Origin of the sequence: Alkalisalibacterium limincola (genome assembly GCF_008017755.1) — a bacterium.
GTDB classification, from domain to species: Bacteria; Pseudomonadota; Gammaproteobacteria; order Xanthomonadales; family Xanthomonadaceae; genus Alkalisalibacterium; species Alkalisalibacterium limincola.
Genome location: NZ_VRTS01000008.1, coordinates 45,718 through 66,364, shown reverse-complemented (window position 1 = coordinate 66,364; position 20,647 = coordinate 45,718). Strand labels below are relative to the sequence as shown.

The 20,647-nt window shown below is 71.5% G+C and carries 20 protein-coding genes and 3 pseudogenes; 7 read left to right on the top strand and 16 right to left on the bottom strand.

Going from position 1 to position 20,647, the window contains the following annotated elements:
* A complete protein-coding gene (locus FU658_RS11350; protein ID WP_222708435.1) occupies window positions 1-1,005 on the bottom strand; it encodes a zinc-dependent alcohol dehydrogenase in 1,005 nt (334 codons plus the stop codon).
* Window positions 1,006-1,036: 31 nt separating this feature from the next.
* Between FU658_RS11350 and FU658_RS11345 the strand changes: the two genes are divergently transcribed.
* Window positions 1,037-1,831 carry a CDP-alcohol phosphatidyltransferase family protein gene (locus FU658_RS11345; protein WP_147892192.1) on the top strand — a complete coding sequence of 265 codons (795 nt, stop codon included), beginning with the start codon at window positions 1,037-1,039 and terminating at the stop codon, window positions 1,829-1,831.
* Here the strand turns inward: FU658_RS11345 and FU658_RS11340 are convergent.
* From FU658_RS11340 to FU658_RS11330, 4 genes and pseudogenes are all read right to left on the bottom strand, one after another.
* Window positions 1,774-2,732 (bottom strand): annotated as a pseudogene (locus tag FU658_RS11340) (PQQ-dependent sugar dehydrogenase). The gene FU658_RS11345 and the pseudogene FU658_RS11340 overlap by 58 nt on opposite strands.
* Window positions 2,733-3,211: 479 nt before the next feature.
* The gene (locus FU658_RS11335) at window positions 3,212-3,415 is read right to left on the bottom strand and encodes a hypothetical protein (protein ID WP_147892191.1); all 204 of its coding nucleotides are present in this window, start codon (window positions 3,413-3,415) and stop codon (window positions 3,212-3,214) included.
* Between the two features lie 114 nt (window positions 3,416-3,529).
* A complete protein-coding gene (locus FU658_RS14830) occupies window positions 3,530-3,931 on the bottom strand; it encodes a peptidoglycan-binding domain-containing protein (RefSeq protein WP_222708441.1) in 402 nt (133 codons plus the stop codon).
* Window positions 3,911-4,872, bottom strand: a pseudogene (locus FU658_RS11330) (lytic murein transglycosylase); the annotation flags it as partial. The pseudogene FU658_RS11330 and the gene FU658_RS14830, both read right to left, overlap by 21 nt.
* A gap of 148 nt (window positions 4,873-5,020) precedes the next feature.
* Here FU658_RS11330 and FU658_RS11325 point away from each other — a divergent pair.
* Together FU658_RS11325 and FU658_RS11320 are read left to right on the top strand one after the other, a co-directional pair.
* Complete coding sequence (locus FU658_RS11325; protein WP_147892190.1) at window positions 5,021-5,923, top strand: Na/Pi cotransporter family protein; 903 nt, start codon at window positions 5,021-5,023, stop codon at window positions 5,921-5,923.
* Window positions 5,905-6,663: a Na/Pi cotransporter family protein gene (locus FU658_RS11320; RefSeq protein WP_147892189.1), complete on the top strand. Its 759-nt coding sequence runs from the start codon at window positions 5,905-5,907 to the stop codon at window positions 6,661-6,663. Before FU658_RS11325 ends, FU658_RS11320 begins: the two co-directional genes overlap by 19 nt.
* Before the next feature lie 28 nt (window positions 6,664-6,691).
* Here FU658_RS11320 and FU658_RS11315 read toward each other — a convergent pair whose 3' ends face one another.
* Both FU658_RS11315 and dinG read right to left on the bottom strand, forming a co-directional pair.
* On the bottom strand, window positions 6,692-7,468 hold the full coding sequence (locus FU658_RS11315) for an SDR family NAD(P)-dependent oxidoreductase (protein ID WP_147892188.1): 777 nt from the start codon (window positions 7,466-7,468) through the stop codon (window positions 6,692-6,694).
* A 70-nt stretch (window positions 7,469-7,538) separates the two neighbouring features.
* The gene (dinG, locus tag FU658_RS11310) at window positions 7,539-9,695 is read right to left on the bottom strand and encodes an ATP-dependent DNA helicase DinG (protein ID WP_147892187.1); all 2,157 of its coding nucleotides are present in this window, start codon (window positions 9,693-9,695) and stop codon (window positions 7,539-7,541) included.
* Window positions 9,696-9,863: 168 nt separating this feature from the next.
* Here dinG and FU658_RS11305 point away from each other — a divergent pair, with 168 nt between their 5' ends.
* On the top strand, window positions 9,864-10,298 hold the full coding sequence (locus FU658_RS11305) for an I78 family peptidase inhibitor (protein ID WP_187266076.1): 435 nt from the start codon (window positions 9,864-9,866) through the stop codon (window positions 10,296-10,298).
* A 43-nt stretch (window positions 10,299-10,341) separates the two neighbouring features.
* Here FU658_RS11305 and FU658_RS11300 read toward each other — a convergent pair whose 3' ends face one another.
* From FU658_RS11300 to FU658_RS11270, 7 genes are all read right to left on the bottom strand, one after another.
* Window positions 10,342-10,734, bottom strand: a complete 393-nt coding sequence (locus tag FU658_RS11300) for a YchJ family protein (protein ID WP_147892185.1) — start codon at window positions 10,732-10,734, stop codon at window positions 10,342-10,344.
* Entirely contained in the window at window positions 10,721-11,350 is a 630-nt protein-coding gene (locus tag FU658_RS11295; RefSeq protein WP_147892184.1) for a DUF938 domain-containing protein, read from the bottom strand. The genes FU658_RS11300 and FU658_RS11295 overlap by 14 nt, the downstream gene beginning before the upstream one ends.
* On the bottom strand, window positions 11,347-12,309 hold the full coding sequence (gene egtD, locus FU658_RS11290) for an L-histidine N(alpha)-methyltransferase (protein WP_255505565.1): 963 nt from the start codon (window positions 12,307-12,309) through the stop codon (window positions 11,347-11,349). Before egtD ends, FU658_RS11295 begins: the two co-directional genes overlap by 4 nt.
* A gap of 1 nt (window position 12,310) precedes the next feature.
* Entirely contained in the window at window positions 12,311-13,585 is a 1,275-nt protein-coding gene (gene egtB / locus FU658_RS11285) for an ergothioneine biosynthesis protein EgtB (protein ID WP_147892182.1), read from the bottom strand.
* A gap of 76 nt (window positions 13,586-13,661) precedes the next feature.
* Window positions 13,662-14,249, bottom strand: coding sequence for a GTP cyclohydrolase I FolE (gene folE, locus FU658_RS11280; RefSeq protein ID WP_147892181.1), 588 nt, complete (start codon window positions 14,247-14,249; stop codon window positions 13,662-13,664).
* 97 nt (window positions 14,250-14,346) lie between these two features.
* Window positions 14,347-15,543 (bottom strand): class I SAM-dependent rRNA methyltransferase, encoded by a 1,197-nt coding sequence (locus tag FU658_RS11275; protein ID WP_147892180.1) that lies wholly within the window; start codon window positions 15,541-15,543, stop codon window positions 14,347-14,349.
* 10 nt (window positions 15,544-15,553) lie between these two features.
* Window positions 15,554-16,777, bottom strand: a complete 1,224-nt coding sequence (locus tag FU658_RS11270; RefSeq protein ID WP_147892179.1) for a GGDEF domain-containing protein — start codon at window positions 16,775-16,777, stop codon at window positions 15,554-15,556.
* 115 nt (window positions 16,778-16,892) lie between these two features.
* On the opposite strand from FU658_RS11270, the pseudogene FU658_RS11265 reads away from it, so the two are divergent.
* Window positions 16,893-17,671, top strand: a pseudogene (locus FU658_RS11265) (rhomboid family intramembrane serine protease).
* Here the strand turns inward: FU658_RS11265 and FU658_RS11260 are convergent.
* Window positions 17,608-18,318: a hypothetical protein gene (locus FU658_RS11260; protein WP_147892178.1), complete on the bottom strand. Its 711-nt coding sequence runs from the start codon at window positions 18,316-18,318 to the stop codon at window positions 17,608-17,610. The pseudogene FU658_RS11265 and the gene FU658_RS11260 sit on opposite strands and share 64 nt — an antisense overlap.
* Before the next feature lie 144 nt (window positions 18,319-18,462).
* Between FU658_RS11260 and FU658_RS15420 the strand changes: the two genes are divergently transcribed.
* Both FU658_RS15420 and FU658_RS11250 read left to right on the top strand, forming a co-directional pair.
* Window positions 18,463-19,605, top strand: coding sequence for a sensor histidine kinase (locus tag FU658_RS15420; protein ID WP_147892177.1), 1,143 nt, complete (start codon window positions 18,463-18,465; stop codon window positions 19,603-19,605).
* Window positions 19,602-20,237 (top strand): response regulator, encoded by a 636-nt coding sequence (locus tag FU658_RS11250; RefSeq protein ID WP_255505564.1) that lies wholly within the window; start codon window positions 19,602-19,604, stop codon window positions 20,235-20,237. The genes FU658_RS15420 and FU658_RS11250 overlap by 4 nt, the downstream gene beginning before the upstream one ends.
* Here the strand turns inward: FU658_RS11250 and FU658_RS11245 are convergent.
* Window positions 20,230-20,640 (bottom strand): GtrA family protein, encoded by a 411-nt coding sequence (locus FU658_RS11245; RefSeq protein ID WP_187266075.1) that lies wholly within the window; start codon window positions 20,638-20,640, stop codon window positions 20,230-20,232. The two genes, FU658_RS11250 and FU658_RS11245, sit on opposite strands and share 8 nt — an antisense overlap.
* Between the last annotated feature and the right edge of the window lie 7 nt (window positions 20,641-20,647).

Here is a 20,647-nt window from a genome sequence, read left to right as displayed (position 1 = left end):
TCATTTCGGGTAGCGCACGCGATGGCACAGACCACCGCTCGCGGCGGCCAGCGCCGCGAGCGTGCGCGGCAGGTCGTCGAACGCCGACTCGGCATCGATCAGCGCGTCGAGTTCGGCGGCGCGCAGCAGGTCCAGGGCCAGGTCGAGCCGCCGCGCATGGCTCCAGCGACGGCGCCGCGCCGGCGCGACCGCACCGACCTGGCTGCTGCGCAGGTGCAGGCGCCGCGAGTGGAAGTCCTCGCCCAGTGCCAGCGTGGCGGTGCGCTGGCCGAACCAGCTCAGCTCGATCACCTCGGCCTCCTCGCCGGCCAGCTGCAGGGCCTGCTGCAGGCCCGCCTCGCTGGCACTGGCGTGGATGACCAGGTCGCATCCGCCGCGGGCCTGCGCGGGCGCGGCGAAGGCCACGCCCAATGCCGCGGCCAGCCCGGACCGGTCGGGATTGATGTCGATGAGCTGCACGGCCACGCCGGGGTGGCGAGCGAGCAGCCAGGCCACCAGTGCACCGACCACGCCGGCGCCGATCACGGCGATCCGGTCGCCGACCCGCGGTGCGGCGTCCCAGCACGCGTTGATCGCGGTCTCCATGTTCGCGGCCAGCACCGCGCGTTCCGCGGGCACGCCCTCGGGGAGCGGCCGCAGTGCATCGGCCGGGACCACGTAACGGTCCTGGTGGGGATGCAGGCAGAACACGACGCGCCCTTCCAGCGAGGCCGGACCCTGCTCGACGATGCCGACGCTGCTGTAGCCGTACTTCACCGGGCCGGGGAAGTCCCCTTCCTGGAACGGCGCCCGCATCGCCTGGTACTGGCCCGGTGGCACCTGGCCCTGGAACACCAGCGCTTCGGTGCCGCGGCTGATGCCGGAGTAGAGCGCTCGCACCCGGGCCTGGCCCGCGCCGACCGCAGGCAGGGCCTGGCGCTCGATCACGGCGTGGCCGGGTCGGCTGATCCACAGTGCGCGTGCCTGGTCGATGGGACCTCTCCCTGGTTGGGGGTGCTCATGCACCTTAGACACCCGTCTGCGCTAGTGTCGTGAAATGAGCACAACGCGCCAGCGCGCGGCAGTCAAGCTGCGCCACGTACCCGGCCCCGCGCCCGTCGCGGACCTGGCCTGGGGGGCGCTCGCACTGGCCGCGGCGGGCTGGGCGCTGGCAGCGGCCCTGCCACTGGATGTTCCGGCGCTGGCGGCGGGTGCCGCAGCCTATGTGCTGGTCGCGGTTTTGGTAGCGGCACGGGCGCCCAGCGGGGAAGGCCGGGGTGCGCGCCTGGGCGCAGCCAACCGGGTCACGCTGGTCCGCGCCACATTGGGCTGCGTGCTGGCGATGCTGGCGCTCGGGGCGGCGACGTCGGCCGCGGCGCAGTGGACGATGATCGCGGTCGCCACGCTGGCCCTGTCGCTGGACGGCGTCGACGGCGCGCTGGCCCGGCGACTGGGGCAGCAAAGCCGTTTCGGCGCCCGCTTCGACATGGAGACCGACGCCGCCGTGTTGCTGGTGCTCAGCCTGGCCGTGGTGCTGTCGGGCAAGCTCGGCCCGTGGGTCCTGGCGATCGGCGCGATGCGCTACGCCTTCGTGGCCGCCGGCCGCGTGTGGCCGGCCCTGCGCGCCGACCTGCCGCCCAGCCTGGCCCGGCGCGTGGTCTGCGTGGTCCAGGGCATCGCGCTGTGCGTGGCGCTCGGGCCGATCGTTCCGTCCTGGCTGGCGGCCATCGCCGTCGCTATCGCGTTGCTGCTGCTGCTTGCATCCTTCGCCCGCGATACGGCCTGGCTGCTGCGTCACTCGGCCGGAAGCACCCGCAGGACCCGGCCGTCGGATGCATCGGTGAGGAGGTAGAGCGCGCCATCCGGGCCCATGCGGACGTCGCGGATGCGTTCACGAGCTCGGTGAAAAGGGCCTCTTCGGACACCGGGCGACCGCCGGCCAGCATCACCCGCACCACCTTCTTCGCCGCGAGCGCCGACACGAACAGGCTGCCGCGCCACTCCGGGAACAGGTCACCGGTGTAGAGCGCCATGCCCGATGGCGCGATCGACGGTGTCCACACCCAGTTCGGGCCGGTCATGCCATCGAACTCGGCGAACGGCGTGATCAACGCGCCGTTGTAGTCCACGCCATCGGTCAGCAACGGCCAGCCGTAGTTGTGGCCGGCACGCACCAGGTTGATTTCGTCGCCACCTCGTGGACCGTGCTCATGCGACCACAGGCGGTTGTTGCTCGCGTCGTACACCAGGCCCTGGACGTTGCGGTGGCCGTAGCTGTAGATCTCGGGCAACGCACCGCTGCGGCCGACGAAGGGATTGTCGTCGGGCACGCTGCCGTCGGTATGGATGCGGACCAGGGTGCCGATGTGGCTGTCGAGCCGCTGGGCGTCCTCGCGATAGTCGAAGCCATCGCCCAGTCCCATGACCAGGGTGCCATCGGCCAGGAACGCGATGCGCCCGCCATAGTGGGCGTCGCCGGTCTTCCCGGGCCAGGCGGTGAACAGGGTCTGCACGTCCTCGAGGCGGTCCCCGGCCCAGCGTCCGCGCACCAGCGTGGCGTGGTTGCTGCGGGCGTGGCCGGTGGCCAGGGACAGGTAGATGTACTGGTTCCGGGCGAAGTCGGGGTCGAGCGCCACTTCGAACAGGCCGGCCTGTCCGGAGACGAAGGCTTCCGGGACCCCTTCGACGGGTGCCTCGCGCAGGCCCTCGGGCCCCAGGATGCGCAGCCGGCCGGCACGCTCGGTGACCAGCATGCGCCCGTCGGGCAGGAACGCGATCGACCAGGGATGATCGAGCCCCTCGGCCAGCGTCTGTACGCGGTACCCGCCAGCCGCGGCGGTGGCTGGGATGGCCACGCCCAGCACGAGGGTGGCAAGCAGGCAGGCGGTCCAACGGCTCATGCGGGCTCCTCGGCGGTCACCGGCGCCCACGATAGCAGGCCGTGCGTGCGTGGGCCCGCGTTGCATGGCGGCTCGTTTTCCCCGACCCTGTGCCGCGGGGCCCGCCGGGGAAGCAGGCCCCTCGTCCCGAGCGAGGAAGGATCTGCGATGAAGCGAGCATCCTGGCTATGCCTGCTGGGCGCCTACGTGGCCGCGGTGGCGTTCGCCACGGTCTGGGGATCGGTCTTCCAGACCCAGCACACGCTGCATCGCCTGGCCGGGCTGGGCGTGGAAATCGACACGGGCACGCGCGTATCGGCCACGCTACGCGACCTGGTCGGCTTCGCACCGGCCTACGCGGCCATCGTCGCGGCGACGCTGCTGGTGGTGTTCGCCATCGCCGGGCTGCTCAGCCGGCTGACCCCGCAAGTGCACCACACGCTGCACGCGCTGGGCGCGGGCGTGGGCGTGGCCGTCGCGATCCGGCTCATCGACTCGCTCGCCCCGATGCCGACGCTGATTTCCTCGACGCGCAGCCCCATCGGACTGCTGGTCATGGCGATCGGCGCCCTGCTGGCCGGCGCGCTCTACGCCTGGATCACGCGACCCCGCTTCGACCCGGGGATCGAAACGGGGGCACTGAGTGACATCCGGCACGATCGAGTCCGCCCTCAGTTGCCGTGGGCAGCGCCACCGGCGGGTGAACGCCCCTCCGGCGCCTCCTCGATCGCAGGGTCCTCATGGGCCGCGGCGGGCTCCAGTCGCAGCGCATCGAGGATCTTCATCCCCGCCCGGCCACTGACCTCGTGCCCCAGGCGCTCCTGCTCGAGCTTGACCGCCTCGCGGCTGCGCGCGCCGATGATGCCGTCCACCGCGCCGATGTCGTGGCCGCGATCGAGCAGCAACTGCTGCAGCTCGCGGCGCTGCACGCGCGAGATCGGCGGGTCGTCGGTCGGCCACGCGGCCTGGATGCCGGGGCCACCGGCAATCTGGTCGGACAGCAGCGCGATCGCCAGCGCGTAGTTCACCGAGGGGTTGTAGGAGAAGATCGCGTCGAAGTTGCGGAACGTCATGAAGGCCGGCCGTCGACGCCGGCCGGCAGGATGATCGCCGCCTGCCTTGCACCCGGCGCATCGGCACCCTCCAGCGCACTGCCATCGACGCGGCGCACGCCGCGCGCGGCCCAGGTCGACACCGGCTGCTTGCTGCGGCGCTCGGCGCTGTCGGCGTTGAAGCCCCGCGGCACGGTCACCTCGAAGCCCCAGGGCTCGCCGGTGCGCCAGTTGGACTGCTTGAGGTAGTTCGCCGTGGAGGCGAGCGCGTCGGGCACCGAGCCGATCAGGTCGCGGCGGCCGTCGCCGTCGAAGTCGACCGCGATGCGCTGGAAGGTCGAGGGCATGAACTGGGTGTGGCCGAACGCGCCGGCCCAGGAGCCGACCAGGTCCTCGGCGGCGATGTGGCCGTCCTGGACGATGCGCAGCGTGGTCATGAACTCGCCGCGGAAGAACGGCTGCCGGCGGCCGAAGCACGACAGCGTCGACAGCGAGGTCAGCAAGGGTCGGTTGCCGTAATTCTGGCCGTAGTTGCTCTCCACGCCCCACACCGACAGCACCACGTGGCGCGGCACGCCGTACTCGGCCTCGATGCGCTCGAGCAGACCGGCGTGGCGCAGGGCCATCATCTGTCCGGCGAGCACGCGCTCCTCGTCGACCAGCCCGGCCAGGTAGTCCCAGACCGGCGCGCGGAACTCGGGCTGGTGGTTGAGCAGGTCGATCACGCTCATGTCCGGCTCGAGCCCGGCGGTGAGCTCGTCGAAGGTGGCGCGCTGCACGCCGCGCCCGGCGGCATCGCTGCGCAGGCCCTGCAGGCAGCTGCGGAAACCGGCGAGGTCGACGGCGTCCTCGGCCGCCGGCGCCTCCGACTGCGCCCGGGCCTGGCCGGGAAGCTGGGACCCAAGCGCCAGGGCCAGGGCCAGGCCCAACGGAAGTGCTTTCTCGATCGCGGTCGACGCCATGGATACCACCGGAGCTTGGGGGAGCCCCATGCTAGCAACGCCGGCTTGCCGCGCCCTGACCGGAGGGGTCACGATCACGCCATGGTTCGGGTGGCGTTCACCCGGGCCAGCCGGGGGGCCGCGGCACGGCCCATGACGGGGGGACCGGATGGACCTGGGCAGCCTGCTGAACTTTGCCGGTGGCATCGGCCTGTTCCTGCTGGGCATGCGGCTGATGAGCGACGGCCTCAAGGTCGCCGCCGGCCCGGCGCTGCGCGGCCTGCTGGCCACCGCGACGCGAAGCTCGTGGCGCGGCGTCGGCTCCGGCGTGCTGATCACCTCGCTGGTGCAGTCCTCCAGCGCGGTGATCTTCGCCACGATCGGCTTCGTCAACGCCGGGCTGCTGAACCTGGGCCAGGCGGTGTGGGTGATCTTCGGCGCCAACGTCGGCACCACGCTGACCTCGTGGATCGTGGCGCTGGTCGGATTCAACATCGACCTGCAGGCGCTGGCGATGCCGGCCATCGCCGCCGGCATGGGCCTGTGGATCCTCGGCAAGGGGCGCCGCAGCGCGCTGGGCCAGGCCCTGGTCGGGTTCGGCATCTTCTTCCTCGGCCTGGACGTGCTCAAGGACAGCTTCGCCGGGCTGGGCGATACGTTCGAGATCGACGGCTGGGTGCGCGACGGCGCGGTCGGCATCGCGGTGTTCGCACTGGTCGGTGCGGTGCTGACCGTGCTGATGCAGTCCTCCAGCGCCACGCTGGCGGTCACGCTGACTGCGGCGGCCGGCGGCGTGCTGCCCCTAACGGCGGCCGCCGCGATGGTGATCGGGGCCAAGGTCGGCACCACGTCCACGGCCCTGTTCGCGGTGTTCGGCGCCACGCCGGCGGCCAAGCGCGCCGCCGCTTCCCATGTGGCCTTCAACCTGGTCACCGCGCTGGTCGCGCTGCCGGCGCTGCCATGGATCCTGGCGGGCTCGCAATGGCTGGCCGATGCATTGGGCTTCGCCAGCCAGCCGGCGACGATCCTGGCGGTCTTCCACACGATGACCGCGTGGTGGGCCTGGTGTTGATGTGGCCGCTGGCCGGGCGCCTGGTGGCGCAGCTGGAACGCCGCTTCGGTGCCGGCGAGGCCGACGAGGGACAACCCCGCCACCTCGACCGCCACGTGGTCGGCACCCCGCGCCTGGCGATCGACGCGATGGACATGGAACTGCGCCGGATTGCCGGCATGGCCCACCGCATGGCGCGCCACGCGCTGAGCAGCGAGGTCCAGGACCAGCGGCTGCAGCGCGAGCGTGGAACGCTGGACCAGCTCAGCGAGGCGGTCATCGGCTACGCCGGCAACGTGCCGGGCGCAGGCGATGCGGTGGTCGACGCGGCGCTGCCGGCGGTGGTGCGCGTGGCGCAGTACTACCGTGGCATGGCCGAGCGCGCCGAGGAACTGGGCCGGGCACCCCTGCCGCCGCAGATCGACGACCGGCACCAGGCCCTGCTCGGTGCCCTGCACCAGGCCGGCCACCGGGTGCTGCTGGCCAGCGAACCGCTGGCCGGGGAACCGATCGACCTGGAGGCCCTGGCTGCGAACGCAGAGGCCTTCGAGACGCTGTACCAGCAGACCAAGGGCGACCTGCTCCGCGCCGGTGGCCGCGGCGAGATCGGCCCGGCCGCGCTGGTGCGGGTGCTCGACCGGGCCAGCTTCCTGCGCCGCATCCTCGACCAGGCGGTCAAGGCGGCGCGCCACCTGGAGACCCTGGAAGTGGGTGGGGGCGCGTCACCGTTGGCCGGTGCCATCGAGCCGGCTCCGGAGTGAGCCGGGCCGATCTTCGCCGGGCCGATCCTCACCAGGGGATGTCGGTGCCGTCCCAGGCGATGAAGCGGCCGTTGTCGCCGGCGTCGAGCCCGGCAACGATGTCGAGCAGCTGGCGCGCCGCGCGGTCGGGCGTGAACAGCTTGCCCTCGGGCACCCCGGCCTTGAACGGTGCCGACAGCGCGGTATCGACCGTGCCGGGATGCAGCAGCACGCAGGCGGCGGCCGGATTGATGCGGCGCATCTCCACCGACAGCGTCTTCCACAGCTGGTTCTGCGCCGCCTTCGAGGCCCGATAGGCATACCAGCCGCCCAGGGCGTTGTCGCCGATCGAACCCACGCGGGCGGAGATCGAGGCCAGGACCGCGGGCCGTGCGTGGCGCAGCGCCGGCTGCAGCGCGCGGGCCAGCAGGATCGGGGCGAAGGCATTGAGCGCGAACACCCGTTGCAGTGCATCGATGCCGACCTGGGACAGCGATTTCTCCGGTCGAACCCCGTCGGCATGCAGCATCCCGGCGCAACTGAGCAACAGGTGCAGCTGCCCGAGCGACGCGGTGGCCTGGCGACCGAAGGCCTCGATCGCCGCGGCATCGGCGAGGTCGACGTCGTGCAGCTGCAGGCGCGCATCGCGGCCGGCAAGCGCGACGAGTTCGGGGCTCCTGCTGGCCTGGCGCGCGACCGCCAGCACCGTGCCGACGCCGGTGGTGTCCAGCAGCTGGCCCACGGCCGCCAGGCCGATGCCGCGGCTGGCGCCGGTGACCAGCACGTTCGCATCGCCGTCGAGATCGCCCACCGGTCCTGTGTGCATCGCTGTCCCCTGGAAGCAGGACGCCAGCATTGCAGCGCGCACTTGAAGACCAGGCGAAGCCGCCCCGCGCTCAGCCCGCGGCGATGACCCGGTGGAACGGCGGCAGCGCGCGCATCATGCCGGCGCCATAGCGCTTGGCCACCAGCCGCCGGTCGAGGATGACGATGCGGCCACGGTCGTCCTCGTTGCGGATCAGCCGGCCGCAGTACTGGATCAGCGTGCGCGTCGCATTGGGCACGGACACCTCGACGAAGGCATTGCGTCCGTTCGCCTCCAGCCATTCGGCATAGGTCGCGTCGACCGGGTCGGTGGGCACCGAGAACGGCAGCTGGGTGATGACCACCGTCTCGCACAGCTTGCCGGGCAGGTCGACGCCTTCGCCGAAACTGGCCAGGCCGAACAGCGTGCTGCCCTCGCCCGCCTCGATCGCCGCGCGGTGCCCCTCCAGCAGGGCCGGCTTGGACTGCTGGCCCTGCGCGCGCACCTGGGCGCGGCGCGAGGACGGCAGCTGCTCCAGCGCGGCCTTGAGCTTGCGCCGCGAGGTGAACAGCACCAGGTTGCCCGCCTCCCAGTCCAGGCCCTGCAACAACCACTCGACCACCTCGGCGACATGGGCGTCGTTGTCGTTGGGCAACGCGCGCATCGCCGGCACTTCCAGCCGCGCCTGCGCGGGCAGGTCGAACGGGCTGGGCAGGCTGACCAGCTCGGTGTGCCCGGGCAGCCCGGTCTGTCCGGCCAGCGCGCGGAAATCGCCACCGGCGCTGAGCGTGGCCGAGGTCAGCACGACGCCGCCGGCCTGCTGCCACAGCACCTTGCGCAACAGCCCGGCGGCCGACACCGCCGAGGCGTGGCAGACCAGGCCGCCGTCGCGCGACAGGCCCAGCCAGCGCGCGGTCGGCGGGCTGCCCTCGGGGTCGTCGGTCGACCACAGCCACCACAGCGCGTGCTGGCGCTCGATGCGTTCGCGAGCCAGGCCGAAGTCGCGCACCAGCAGTTCGTGCTGGCCGCCCGGCGTGTCGGCCGCATCCAGCACCGCCTTGGTCGCGGCGATCAGCCAGCGCACCAGCGCGCTGCTGGATTCGCGCAGCGCGGTCGCCCGCAGGCGCCAGTCCCCGGGCAGTTCGCCCAGCGGCGCGCGCCAGGTCGGCGTGTCCTCGTCGGCCTCCGGCACCCAGGCCAGGTTGATCGCCTCGTCGATGTGCTCGAGGTCGTCGGCGTAGTCGGCGCAGACCGTCTCGATCGCGTCGACTTCAAGCCGTCCGATGCGGTCGCGGTCGACCAGCGCGTAGGCCATCGCCACCTGCTGGCGCAGCCGCGCAATGCGACGCCGCGCATCGGACAGGTGCAGCTCGGCGCTGCCACGATCGATCGCCTTGGCGGCGAGGTGGTGGGCCTCGTCGAACACGTACAGGCAGTCCGGCGGTGCCGGCAGCAGCACGCCGCCGGTCGCGTCCTCGTCGCCCTTGCCGGCCAGCAGCAGGTCGGCCAGCACCAGGTCCTGGTTGGCGACGATGATGCGTGCCTCGCGCAGCTGGTTGCGCGCCAGCACGAAAGGGCACTGGGTGATCCAGGGACAGCGCCGGTTGGCGCAGCCGCCGGCGCTGGTGGTGATCAGCGAGCGCGTCTCGTCGTGGATCGGCAGGGGCGGGGCGTCGATGTCGCCGTCCCATTGCCCGGTATTGATCGCCTGCAGCAGTTCGGCCACGTCCTCGGCCTCGCCCGGCAGCGGCCGTCGCGGCCAGGCCGCGACCGCGGCCGGCTCGCCGAGCGCCAGGCCTTCCTGCGGCGAGTCGTCGCCACGGCCGAGTTCGTGCAGGTTGCGCACGCAGGCGTAGCGCTGGCGGCCCTTGGCCAGCACCACCTCGGCGTCCAGTCCGGCGACCTCGAGGAACTGCGGGATGTCGCGCGTCACCAGTTGCTGTTGCAGCGCCACGGTGGCGGTGGCGATGACCAGCTGTTTCTTGCGCGCCTGCGCCAGCACCAGGCCGGGGATCAGGTAGGCCATCGACTTGCCGGTGCCGGTCGGCGCCTCGATGACGGCCGCGCCGCCAGGCCGGGAGAACGCACGCGCCACCGCGGCGATCATGCGCCCCTGGCTGGCGCGCACGCGGTAACCCGGCAGCGCGTCCTTCAGGCGCGCGTAGGCGGCGCGGATAGCATCCTTGTGCTCGTCGCTCAGGCCCGCGGGTGCGGTGGCGGTTTCGTCGGGGGTGGGGGATTCGCTCACGGCTTCAAGGGGGTCCGGCCAGCCGGCCCGCACGGCAGCGCCCTGCGGCAGCCTGCCGCCGCGCCGGGGGGCGTGTCCGCTTCCTGAACACGCGGGCGCGCAACGGTGGACAGGCTCCGGGGACGCGGCGATGCTGGCCCGGTGATGTCATTCATGGAGGAGGGATGCATGGTACGCGCAACGCTGTTTGTTCTGGTGGCCATGGGCCTGGCCGGGTGCAGCCCGGACCGCGAGGACACCCTGCCCCACGAGGTGCCCGAGGCCGCGGCACCGGCACCGGCCGGAAGTGCCCTGCCGCCACCGACGATGGATTCAGAGCCCTCGCAACGGCCACGCCCCGGGGCTGCCGGCCAGGAGGGGGCCGCCCTGGGCGGAATGCCCGAATACGCGGAGAACGGCATGGGCTGTGATGAGAGCAAGGCGCAATGGATCATCGGCGAGGAAGCGAGCCAGGAGCTGCTGGACCGCGCCGCCGCCGATGCCGGGGCCGAAGTGGCCCGCTACATCCGCCACGACGAGATGGTGACGATGGAGTACCACGCCTCGCGCCTGAACGTGATGCTCGACGAGCAGGGCCGCGCCGCCAGCGTCCGCTGCGGCTGAGCCGCGTCGAAAGCCACGCCGGCCCGGACCCGGGCGGCGTGGCTCAGTGGTGTTCACCGTCGAGGTAGTACCAGCGCCCGCCCAGGCGCTGGAAGCGGCTGCGTTCGTGGATGCGCGCCGCCGGGGCGCCCCCCACCCGGAAGCGGGCGATGAATTCGACCTCCGCCAGGTCGGCGCCGGTGTGCCGATGGTGCCTGATCGACAGGCCCAGCCAGCGGGTACGCTGCCCGGGCGGATCCTCGAGCTCCAGCGATTCCGGCCGGGTGTCCGGGTGCCAGGTCATGAGCAGGTAATCGCGATCCTTGAGTACGTAGGCGCTGTAGCGCGAGCGCATCAGCGCCTCGGCGTCGGGTGCCGCGGTGCCGGCGTGGAGCGGGCCGCAGCACTCCGCAAGGACCCGGCTGCTGCCGCACGGGCAGGGATCAGTGGCCACCATGGGCCTGTTTCCGGTGCCGGTGCCACACCACGCACAGGTTGTTGGCCGGCATGTCCACGACCGCATGCAGGTGCAGCCCGATCCCGGCCGCCAGGCCATCGACGTCTTCCAGCGCGCGCACGCCCATGCGCGGATCGCGCTCGCGCAGCGATGCATCGAAGGCCTCGTTCGAGGCCGCCGTGTGGGCCCCGTTGCGCATGAACGGCCCGTACACGACCAGCGTCGCGCCGGCATCGAGCACGTCGTCGAGGCCGGCGAACATCGCCTCCACCTCGTCCCACCCCATGATGTGCAGCGTGTTGGCGCTGAAGGCGGCATCGAAGCGGCGCCTCGGCCACGGGCTGCGTGCGACGTCGAGCTCGATCGGCTCCGGCGTGTTGGCCAGGCCGGCGTCGGCCAGCCAGGCCCGCACCCCGGGCAGGTATTCGCCGCGGTCGGAGCACTGCCAGACCAGGTGCGGCAGGCCCGCGGCGAAATGCACGGCGTGCTGGCCGGTACCGCTGCCGATCTCGAGCACCGTCGCGCGGTCGGCGAAATGCACCTGCAGCACCGCGAGGATCGGATCGCGATTGCGCTCGCAGGCCGGAGCATGCGGCTTGGGTTCGTGCGAGGTCACGCGTGGGCCAGCAGCTGCACGCTGAACCAGTCGGACGGATCGGTCCACGTGCGCTCGACGACCAGGCCGGCGCTCGCGGCCATGCGTTCCACGTCGGCCTGGTCGTACTTGCAGCTGTACTCGACCAGCATCGCCTCGCCTTCGCCGAACTCGACCCGCTGCCCGCCCACGCTCACCGACTGGGCGCAGCTGCTGGTGATGTGGGTCTCGATGCGGCCCTTCACGGCGTCGTAGCGAGCCTGGTGGCGGAACCTGGACAGGTCGAAGTCGGCATCGAGCTCCCGGTTCAGGCGCGCCAGCAGGTTCAGCGTGAACTCCGCGGTCACCCCCGCGGCATCGTTGTAGGCCGCCTCGATCATCGCCGGATCCTTCTTGCGGTCCAGGCCCACCAGCACCGCCCCGCCCGACCCGACGAGCGCGCGCATCTGCGCCAGCAGCTTCACCGCGACCGCGTTCTCGAAGTTGCCCAACGTCGACCCGGGGAAATAGACCACCGTGCGCCGTGGCGGACGCCCGGGCTCGGGCAGCGCCACGCGCTGGGTGAAGTCCGCGCACACCGGCAGCATCTCGATGCCCGGGAACTCCTCGGCCAGGCGGCCGACGCTGGCCAGCAATGCGCTGCGGGAGATCTCGACCGGCACGTAGGCCACCGGCGCCTGCAGGACCTTGAGCAGCTGGCGCGTCTTGAGCCCGGCGCCGGACCCGTACTCGACCAGGCGCACGCCCGGGCCGAGCGCCTGCGCCATGTCCTCGGCGTGGTCGCGCATGATCTCAAGCTCGGTGCGCGTGAGGTAGTACTCGGGTTGTTCGCAGATGCGCTCGAACAGCCGCGAGCCGACCGCATCGTAGAAATACTTCGACGGCAGGCGCTTGGGCGTCGCGGCCAATCCGGCGAGCACGTCGCCCAGCAGGTCGTCCTCGGCCGGCTCGAGGTCGAGGAGTTTGATCGAAGCATTCATCTCAGGCATCCCTGGCCAGGCGGATCCCGGTGAACTGCCAGCGGTCACCCGGATAGAAGAAATTGCGGTAGGTCGGGCGCAGGTGCCCGCGGGGGCTGGCGCACGAGCCGCCACGAAGGACGTACTGCCCGCACATGAACTTTCCGTTGTACTCGCCGAGCGCACCGGGCAGCGTGCGGAAGCCGGGGTAGTTCACGTAGGGGCTGCCGGTCCATTCCCAGACATCGCCGAACAACTGCAGGAGGGGCGCCCCGTCCTCGGACGCCGCCTGCGGGTGCAGCGGGCCATCGGCGTCCTGGAAGTTGCCCGCATGCGGATCCGAATCGACCGCGGCGGACTCCCATTCGGCTTCGGTCGGCAGCCGCAGGCCGGTCCAGCGCGCGTAGGCGTCGGCTTCGAAGAAGCTCACGTGGGTGACGGGCGCATCGGGATCGATCTCGCGTCGACCGCCCAGCGTGAACTCGGTCTCGCCGGCCTCGTCCCAGTACAGGGGCCCGCACCAGCCCTTGGTGTTGAGCGTCGACCAGCCCTCGCTCATCCACAGCGTGGAGGTGCGGTAACCGCCGTCGGCGATGAATTCCCGGAATTCGGCGTTGGTCACCGGCCGCCGCGCCACCGCGTGTGGCTGCAACAACTGGCGGTGGCGTGGCGTCTCGCAGTCGAAACCGAAGCCGTCGGCCGGTTCGTGTCCGATCGCGACGATGCCCTCGCGCCCGGCCACGAAACGCTGCGCCGCCGCGGGGCGGCGGGCGACGGCCAGGTCGCCGCGGTAGGCCGGCTGCAACGGGTTGCGCGACAGCACGTGCTTGATGTCGGTGAGCAGCAGTTCCTGGTGCTGCTGCTCGTGGTTCAGGCCCAGGGTCAGGACCGTGGCGAGGGAATCATCGATGCCGCGGTCGAGCCGCTCGCACACGCGCTCGTCGACCGCGCGCCGGTACTCCAGGACTTCATCCAGCGTGGGACGCGAGAGCAGCCCACGTTCGAGCCGGGCATGCATCGGCCCGACCGACTCGTAGTAGGAATTGAACAGGTAGAGCCATTCCTCGCGCCAGGGCCGGTAGCCGGGATCGGAGCCCAGCAGGAACTGCTCGAAGAACCAGGTGGTGTGCGCCAGGTGCCACTTGGTCGGGCTGACATCGGGCATCGACTGCACGACCGTGTCTTCCGGGGCCAGCGGTCCGACCAGTGCGACGCTGCGCCCGCGCACGCTGGAGAAGGCTTCGGCGAGCCGTGCGTGCGAAGCACCTGGAACCGGCGTCGGCGCGGTCTGGGGCATCCCCTGAACCTACCAGATCACCGCGTCGCCTGCCGACCGCAGCCGGCAGGAAAGGTCGGCCTGCCGCGGCGAGCGCTCAGCCACGCGACCCGATGAAGCGCAGGAACTCCGCCCGCGTGGACGGGTCTTCGCGGAAGCTGCCCAGCATCTGGCTGGTCACCATGCTCACGCCGGTCTTGTGCACGCCGCGGGTGGTCATGCACTGGTGGCTGGCCTCGATGACCACGCCCACGCCCCTCGGCTGCAACACCTCCTGGATGCAGCCGGCGACCTGGGCGGTCATCTTCTCCTGCACCTGGAAGCGCCGCGCATAGGCCTCGACCACGCGCGCGAGCTTGCTGATGCCCACCACCTTGTTGGTCGGCAGGTAGCCCACGTGGGCCACGCCGATGATCGGCGCCATGTGGTGCTCGCAATGGCTTTCGAAGCCGATGTCGCGAAGCACGACCATCTCGTCGTAGCCGGCCACTTCCTCGAAGGTGCGGCGCAGGTACTCCGAGGGATCGACCTGGTAGCCGCAAAACCAGTCGCTGTAGGCATCGACCACGCGTCGCGGCGTGTCCAGCAGGCCCTCACGGGCCGGATCGTCGCCCGACCAGCGCAGCAGCGTGCGCACGGCTTCTTCGGCGGCTTCGCGGGTTACGGCGGAGTCTGGTTTGCTCATGTGTGTTCACCAACGGGGCAGCGCACAGTGTAGTGGCGCGGGATATGCAGATGCAGTGACGACGCGTGGCGACCCACCCGCGTCGGGATGCCGGGTCTCACAGCACCCGGCAGAACACGGCCTTGAGGTAGCGGCTCTCCGGCGCATGGCCCATGAACGGATGGTCGCCACCGGCCCCGGCCACGCGCACCAGCTGGATCTGGCGGCCGGCGTAGAACGCGGCGCGCCGCAGCATGTCCAGGAACTGGTCCTCGCTGACCAGGCCGGTGCACGAGAACGTCGCGAACACGCCGCCGGGTGCGACCACCGACAGGGCCAGCTTGTTCATGTCGAGGTACTTCTTCAGCGCCGGGATCACCTGGTCGCGGTCGCGGGTCATCTTCGCCGGATCCAGCACCACCACGTCCCAGCTCTCCCCGCGGTCGGCGGCCTGGCGCAGCCAGGGGAAGACGTCGGCCTGGGTGAAGTCCACCTGCACCTGGTTGAGTCGCGCGTTCTGCGCGGCGATCTCCAGGATCTCCTCGTCGAGGTCGATGCCGGTGACGTGCGCGGCCTCGCCACGCGCGGCGGCGTAGATCGCGAAGCCACCGGAGTTGCAGCACAGGTCGAGCACGCGCGCGCCACGGGTGAAGCGCGAGAGGAACTCGCGGTTGTCGCGCTGGTCGGCGAAGAAGCCGGTCTTGTGGCCACTGCCGGGGCTGGCGCGGAACTTCACGCCATGCTCGGAAATCAGCGCCGGCTCCGGCGGCTCCGGTGCGCGGAAGTCGAAGCTCTCCTGCTTCTGCACGTGGCTCTCGGCGAAGCTGTAGAAGCGGCAGCCGGGAAACTCGTTCTCCAGCGCGGCGTAGATCCACTCGCGATGGCGGAACGCACCGGCGGAGAAGAATTCCACCACCAGCAGGTCGTCGTAGCGGTCCACGACCAGGCCGGAGATGCCGTCGCCCTCGGCGTGGAACACGCGCCAGCCGTTGGACACCTCGTCCAGGCGCAGCAGTTCGCGCCGCAGCTTCACCGCCTCGCTGATGCGCCGCTGGAAGAAGGCCTGGTCGATCGCCTCGTCGGGATCGCTGGTCAGGATCCGGACCGCGATGCGCGAATGCCCGTTGTAGAACCCGCGCCCGAACCAGGCGCCATCGCGGTCGACCAGGTCGACGACCTGGCCCGGACGCGGCTTGGGGTTGGGCCGCTCCACCATCTTCTGGAAGATCCACGGGTGCGCCGACCCGGGGCTCTCGCGGCGGCGGTCGCCCTTCAGGCGGACCGTGGGAACGGGGGGGGTTGGCGACGTCTGCATGGGGGGGTGTTCATCCGCCCATTGTAGCGTCGGCGGCATCCGCACCGCCGGATCGGCTGCCCTCGGTCGGACCCGGGGCGACCTGGACGCGATCACGCCCGGCGCGCTTGGCCGCGTACATCGCCGCGTCCGCCCGCTGCAGCAGCACCTCGATGTCGGCCTCGCCCTGCGCGCGACCGGCCACGCCGATCGAGACGCTGCTCGGGATCTCCTCGCCCGCGTACAGGCAATGGCGCCGGCCCACCGCCTCGCGGATGCGCTCGGCCACGGCGCGCGCCTCGGCGATGTCGGTGTCGGGCAGGATCGCGACGAACTCCTCGCCGCCGATGCGGCCGATCGCGTCCTCGGTGCGCAGCTGTTCGGCCATGTGCCGGGCCAGGCTGCGCAGCACGGCGTCGCCGGCGCGTGGGCCGTAGCTGTCGTTGACCACGCGGAAATGATCGATGTCGACCAGCAGCACGCTCAGGGGCCTGCGGTGGCGTCGCGCCTCGGCCATCGCACGGTTGCCGAACTCGGTGGCGGCACGACGGTTGAGGGTGCCGGTCAGCGCGTCGGTGCCGGCCAGCCGCACCAGTTCCTCGCTCGCGCGGCGCGCATGCATGAGCAGGAAGCCGATCGTTATGAACACCGGCATCAGCGGCACGTAGAGCAGTGTCAGCAGCTGGGTCGGACGCTGCTGCAGCGGACCCACGTGGGCATCGGGCATGAAGGGCAGTTCGACCACGCGCAGCATCATCACCAGCGCACCGCCCAGGAACACCGCGGCGGTGATCCGCTCGGCCATCTCGCCGGGCTGACGGAACGCACCCAGCAGCGGGGTGGCGGCCATGACCATCAGCAGCGAGAGGCTGGTGCCGATCACGGCGACGCGTCCGGCATAACTGGGTTCGGCAACGCCGAACCAGAGGTTTCCGGCCAGCGCCAACAGCACGATCGCACCAAGCCACACGTGGCGGGCGGGGGCGCGCTTGAAGCGCTGCACCGCCAGCGCGAACACGGCGAAGGAAAGCGTCAGCATCATGTTCGGCGGCACCAGCCCGAACAGCGGCGGCATCTGCCGCCCGTACCAGAACAGCGGCCAGTACAGGCCCTGCAGGGCGATCGCCAGCGTCCACAGCCCGAGGCTGCTGCGCAGCCCGGCCCGGTTGGTCCCCAGGGCCGGCAGCATGACCACGGCCAGCGCGATGGTCAGCACGCCGGCGACGAGCGTCAGGGTAAACGTATCGATCTGCATCGGGGCCCCTGTTCACGCCACGCCGACGGCATGGGCGCGATGCAAGGGTATCCGATCCACAGCGGCCGGCGCAGCGTGCCTTGCGTGCCGCCCCTTCACCCCCATCATTGACGACATGTCCTCACAGCGCACCCTCGAACGCCGGCGTCTGGTCCGTGCGGTACTGGCATCCGCGGCCCTCGTGGCGGTGCTGGCCTGGATCCACATGCTGCAGGCCTGGATGGGGCCGCTGCCGGCACTGGTCCTGCGTCCCGGCGAAGTCTCGGGCCTGCTGGGCGTGCTTACCGCGCCGCTGCTGCACGGTTCGCTGCAGCACCTGAGTGCGAACGCCGGCGCACTGCTGCTGCTCGGCACGCTGGCACTGTCGGTCTACCCCAGGGCCTCGTTGCGCGCGGTTCCCACGATCTGGCTGCTGTCGGGCCTGGGCGTGTGGTTCATCGGCGGGCCGCCCGGCCATATCGGCGCCAGCGGCATCACCCACGGCCTCATGTTCTTCGTCTTCTTCCTCGGCCTGATCAGCGCGACAAGGCGGCCATCGCCGCGGGCATGATCGCGTTCTTCCTCTATGGCGGCATGGTGATGACGGTGCTGCCCCGCGAGCCGGGCGTGAGCTGGGAGTACCACCTGTGCGGTGCGCTGGCCGGGGTGCTGTCGGCCGTGCTGTGGCGGCGCCTGGACCCGACCCCGCCGCGCAAGCGCTACAGCTGGGAGATCGAGGAGGAGGCGCTGGCCAACGCGCCGCCCGACGAGGCCAGCCAGTTCGAGCCGCCGCGGCCTGCCGATGTTCCGGTGCTGTGGAACCGTCCCGAACCGACGCCGCCGCGGCGTGGTCAGGTGGTCGAGTTCCGGCGGCCCGGCAACGGCGGCGATGACGCAGAAGACGGCCGGCCGTAGCGGCGGTCCAGCCACACGCCGGCCATCACCGCCACCGCCACCGGCAACAACCACGCCAGCAGCTGCTGGACCATCGGATCGATGCCGGGCAACGCCCCGCGCAGCCCGATGCCGAGGAAGGCGATGTGCGTGGCGACGCCGTTGCCGATCATCGCGCCGTAGTGCTCGCGCAGCCACCAGCGTGCGTCGCTGGGACCGCGCCAGGCCAGTCGCAGCGAGCCGATGCCGCCGACGACGCCCACCAGCCCGAACACGACGAAGATGACGCCGGCCCCGGTCATGCCGATCCACACCACCAGGCCACCGGCCAGCGCCACCGCCATGGCCTGTGCCCGGTACGCCGGACCGGCGTAGCGCACGAAATCGTGCTTGAGCCGCACCGCCTGGCGTGCGCTCCACATCGCGCTCGACACCAGCAGCAGCAGATAGGCGAGGAAGGTGGCGGTGCGCGGATGCCCGCCCTGCCACAGCGACCAGGCGAGCGGCGCCCCGGTGCCGACCACCACCAGCATCGCCAGCAGGAACCCCTGCCCCGCCGCGCGATGCCAGGGGCTGCCCTTGCGGGCCAGCGCAGCGGCCCAGTAGCACAGCAGGGCCAGTGCGCCTGCGGTGACGTGGAGGAACACGACGATCTGCTGGCTGCTCATGGGTGGGCTCCGTGACGGTTGCACACAGCCTCGCGCCGCACGCCCGGCGGATCAGGTGCGCGAGGTCACGGCCGCGGGGTGCTGGAAGTCACTTTCTGCGTCCAGGCGCTTGCCGCCGCGCCAGCGCTGCGCCAGCCTGCGTGCATGCCTGCCCTGCGACGCGCCTCCGATCTGGTTTCGCCCCTGGCCCTGGCCGCGTACGCCGGCTGGGGCGCGGTCTTCGTGCAGGCGGGCAACCACCTTGCATCGAGGGACCCGACGCTGGGCTGGGCCGCGCGCGGCGCGATGCTGGCCTACCTTGCCGGCTTCATGCACGCACTGCTGTTCGACGATGTCCCCGGCGTGCGCGGCGGCTGGGGCCTGGGGCTGATGCTCGCGTCGGCGCTGCTGGTGCTGGCGCTGGGCCCTGCCGCCACCTCACCGATCCTCATGGTGATCCTCGCCGCCGGCCTTGGTGCCCGGCTCGGCGACCGCGCGCTTGCGTTCGCGGTTGCCGGACTGGTCGCCGCCACGGGCGCGATGCTGCACCTGCGTTGGGGCATGGGCGGAAGCAACCTGTGGGTCCAGCTCGCCTCGTTTGCCAGCTTCATGGCCTTCGCCGCGGTCGTGCTGCGCCAGTACGCCCGTGCCGACGCGCTGGCGGCGCAGTTGCGAGAGACCAATGCCGGACTGCTGTCGACACGCTCGCTGCTGGGCGAGGCGGCGCGCGACTCCGAGCGCCTGCGCCTGTCGCGCGAGCTGCACGACGTCGCCGGGCACAAGCTCACCGCGCTCAAGCTCAACCTGGCCGTGCTGGCGCGGGAGCCGCAGCTGCGCGACCGACCGGAGATCGATGCCGCGCTGTTGCTGTCGGACGAGCTGCTGCAGGACCTCCGGGCGCTGGTCCAGCAATTGCGCCGCCACGATGGTATCGACCTGCACGCCGCGTTCGCGCGGCTGGCCGAGACCCTGCCGCAGCCGAAGGTGCACGTCGACGTCGCCGACGACGCGCGCGTGCCCGGCCCACGCCAGGCGGAGGCGCTTCTGCGCGTCGCCCAGGAAGGGCTGACCAACAGCGCCCGGCACGGCGGAGCGCGCCAGGCCTGGCTGTCGCTGCAGCTGGTCGGGGGTGTGCTGGCACTGTGCCTGGACGACGACGGCCACGCGCAATGGCCCCTGCGCGAGGGCAATGGGCTGACCGGCATGCGCGAGCGGGTCGAGGCCTTCCACGGTGCGCTGGACGTGTCGCGCTCCCCACGCGGTGGCGTGCGCCTGTGCGCGAACATGCCGCTGGAGCCACGGCCGTGAGCACGCCACTGCGCATCGCCCTGGTCGACGACCAGGCCCTGGTGCGGCACGGCCTGTCCGCCCTGCTGGGCGGGCTTGGCCTGGACATCGCGCTGGAGTGCGCCGACGGCCAGGCCCTGCTCGACGCGCTCGATGCCACGCCGGTGGACGTCGTCGTCTCCGACGTGCGCATGCCCGGCATGGACGGGATCACGATGACCCGTGCACTGCGCGATCGCGGTTCGCACACGCCGGTCATCCTGCTCACCACCTTCGACGACGCCGACACGCCGCTGCGCGCGGCGCAGGCCGGCGCCCAGGGATTCCTGCTCAAGGATGCCTCGCCCGAGGACCTGCGCGACGCGATCGAGCAGGCCGCCGCAGGGGCGGGCTGGCTGCAGCCGGTCAGCACCGACCCGGTGCGCGAGCGCTTCGCCTACCGCGACCAGGCCCCACCGCAGGAAACCTTCGGCGAACGCGAGATCGCGGTGCTGCGCCTGATGGCCGGCGGCTATTCCAACCGCGAGATCGCCGCGAGCCTGTTCCTCGCCGAGGGCACGGTGAAGAACTACGTCTCGGAGATCCTCGCCAAGCTCGACACCCGCGACCGCACCCGCGCGGTGCTCAAGGCGATCACGCTGCGCATCATCTGAAGCGGCGGGCGAACACGAAGTACTTCAGCGACATGAAGCCGAGCACGGCGAGGAAGGCCTCGACCATCGGCTTGGCCAGCCAGGTGGCGGTCAGGCCGAACACCTGGTCGACCTGCACCAGCAACAACCCGCCCAGGGTGGTCAGCACCGCCCAGGTGATGACGAAGCGCAGCAGGGCCCCCGGGTCCAGGCCGTGGCCATCGGCCGAGGCGAAGGTCACACGGCCATTGACCAGGAAGCCGAGGCAGGCACCGGCGAGTCGGCTGGCGACGTTCGCGGCGAACACCGGCACGCCCAGCGCACCCAGCGCGATGAACACCAGGGTGTCGAGCACGACCTGCAGGCCACCGACCAGGAGGAAGGCGACGATCTCGAAGCGCAGGCGGCCGCGATGACGCCCCACGCCTTCG

Coding starts and splice junctions, on each gene's coding strand:
- FU658_RS11300 (WP_147892185.1), bottom strand. CDS start 10,734: ATGGTGGCCACTGATCCCTGCCCGTGCGGCAGCAGCCGGGTCCTTGCG.
- folE (WP_147892181.1), bottom strand. CDS start 14,249: ATGAGCAAACCAGACTCCGCCGTAACCCGCGAAGCCGCCGAAGAAGCC.
- FU658_RS11305 (WP_187266076.1), top strand. CDS start 9,864: ATGGTACGCGCAACGCTGTTTGTTCTGGTGGCCATGGGCCTGGCCGGG.
- FU658_RS11275 (WP_147892180.1), bottom strand. CDS start 15,543: ATGCAGACGTCGCCAACCCCCCCCGTTCCCACGGTCCGCCTGAAGGGC.
- FU658_RS11335 (WP_147892191.1), bottom strand. CDS start 3,415: ATGACCAGCAGTCCGATGGGGCTGCGCGTCGAGGAAATCAGCGTCGGC.
- FU658_RS14830 (WP_222708441.1), bottom strand. CDS start 3,931: ATGACGTTCCGCAACTTCGACGCGATCTTCTCCTACAACCCCTCGGTG.
- FU658_RS15420 (WP_147892177.1), top strand. CDS start 18,463: ATGCCTGCCCTGCGACGCGCCTCCGATCTGGTTTCGCCCCTGGCCCTG.
- egtD (WP_255505565.1), bottom strand. CDS start 12,309: ATGAATGCTTCGATCAAACTCCTCGACCTCGAGCCGGCCGAGGACGAC.
- FU658_RS11315 (WP_147892188.1), bottom strand. CDS start 7,468: ATGCACACAGGACCGGTGGGCGATCTCGACGGCGATGCGAACGTGCTG.
- FU658_RS11260 (WP_147892178.1), bottom strand. CDS start 18,318: ATGAGCAGCCAGCAGATCGTCGTGTTCCTCCACGTCACCGCAGGCGCA.
- FU658_RS11345 (WP_147892192.1), top strand. CDS start 1,037: ATGAGCACAACGCGCCAGCGCGCGGCAGTCAAGCTGCGCCACGTACCC.
- FU658_RS11325 (WP_147892190.1), top strand. CDS start 5,021: ATGGACCTGGGCAGCCTGCTGAACTTTGCCGGTGGCATCGGCCTGTTC.
- FU658_RS11270 (WP_147892179.1), bottom strand. CDS start 16,777: ATGCAGATCGATACGTTTACCCTGACGCTCGTCGCCGGCGTGCTGACC.
- egtB (WP_147892182.1), bottom strand. CDS start 13,585: ATGCCCCAGACCGCGCCGACGCCGGTTCCAGGTGCTTCGCACGCACGG.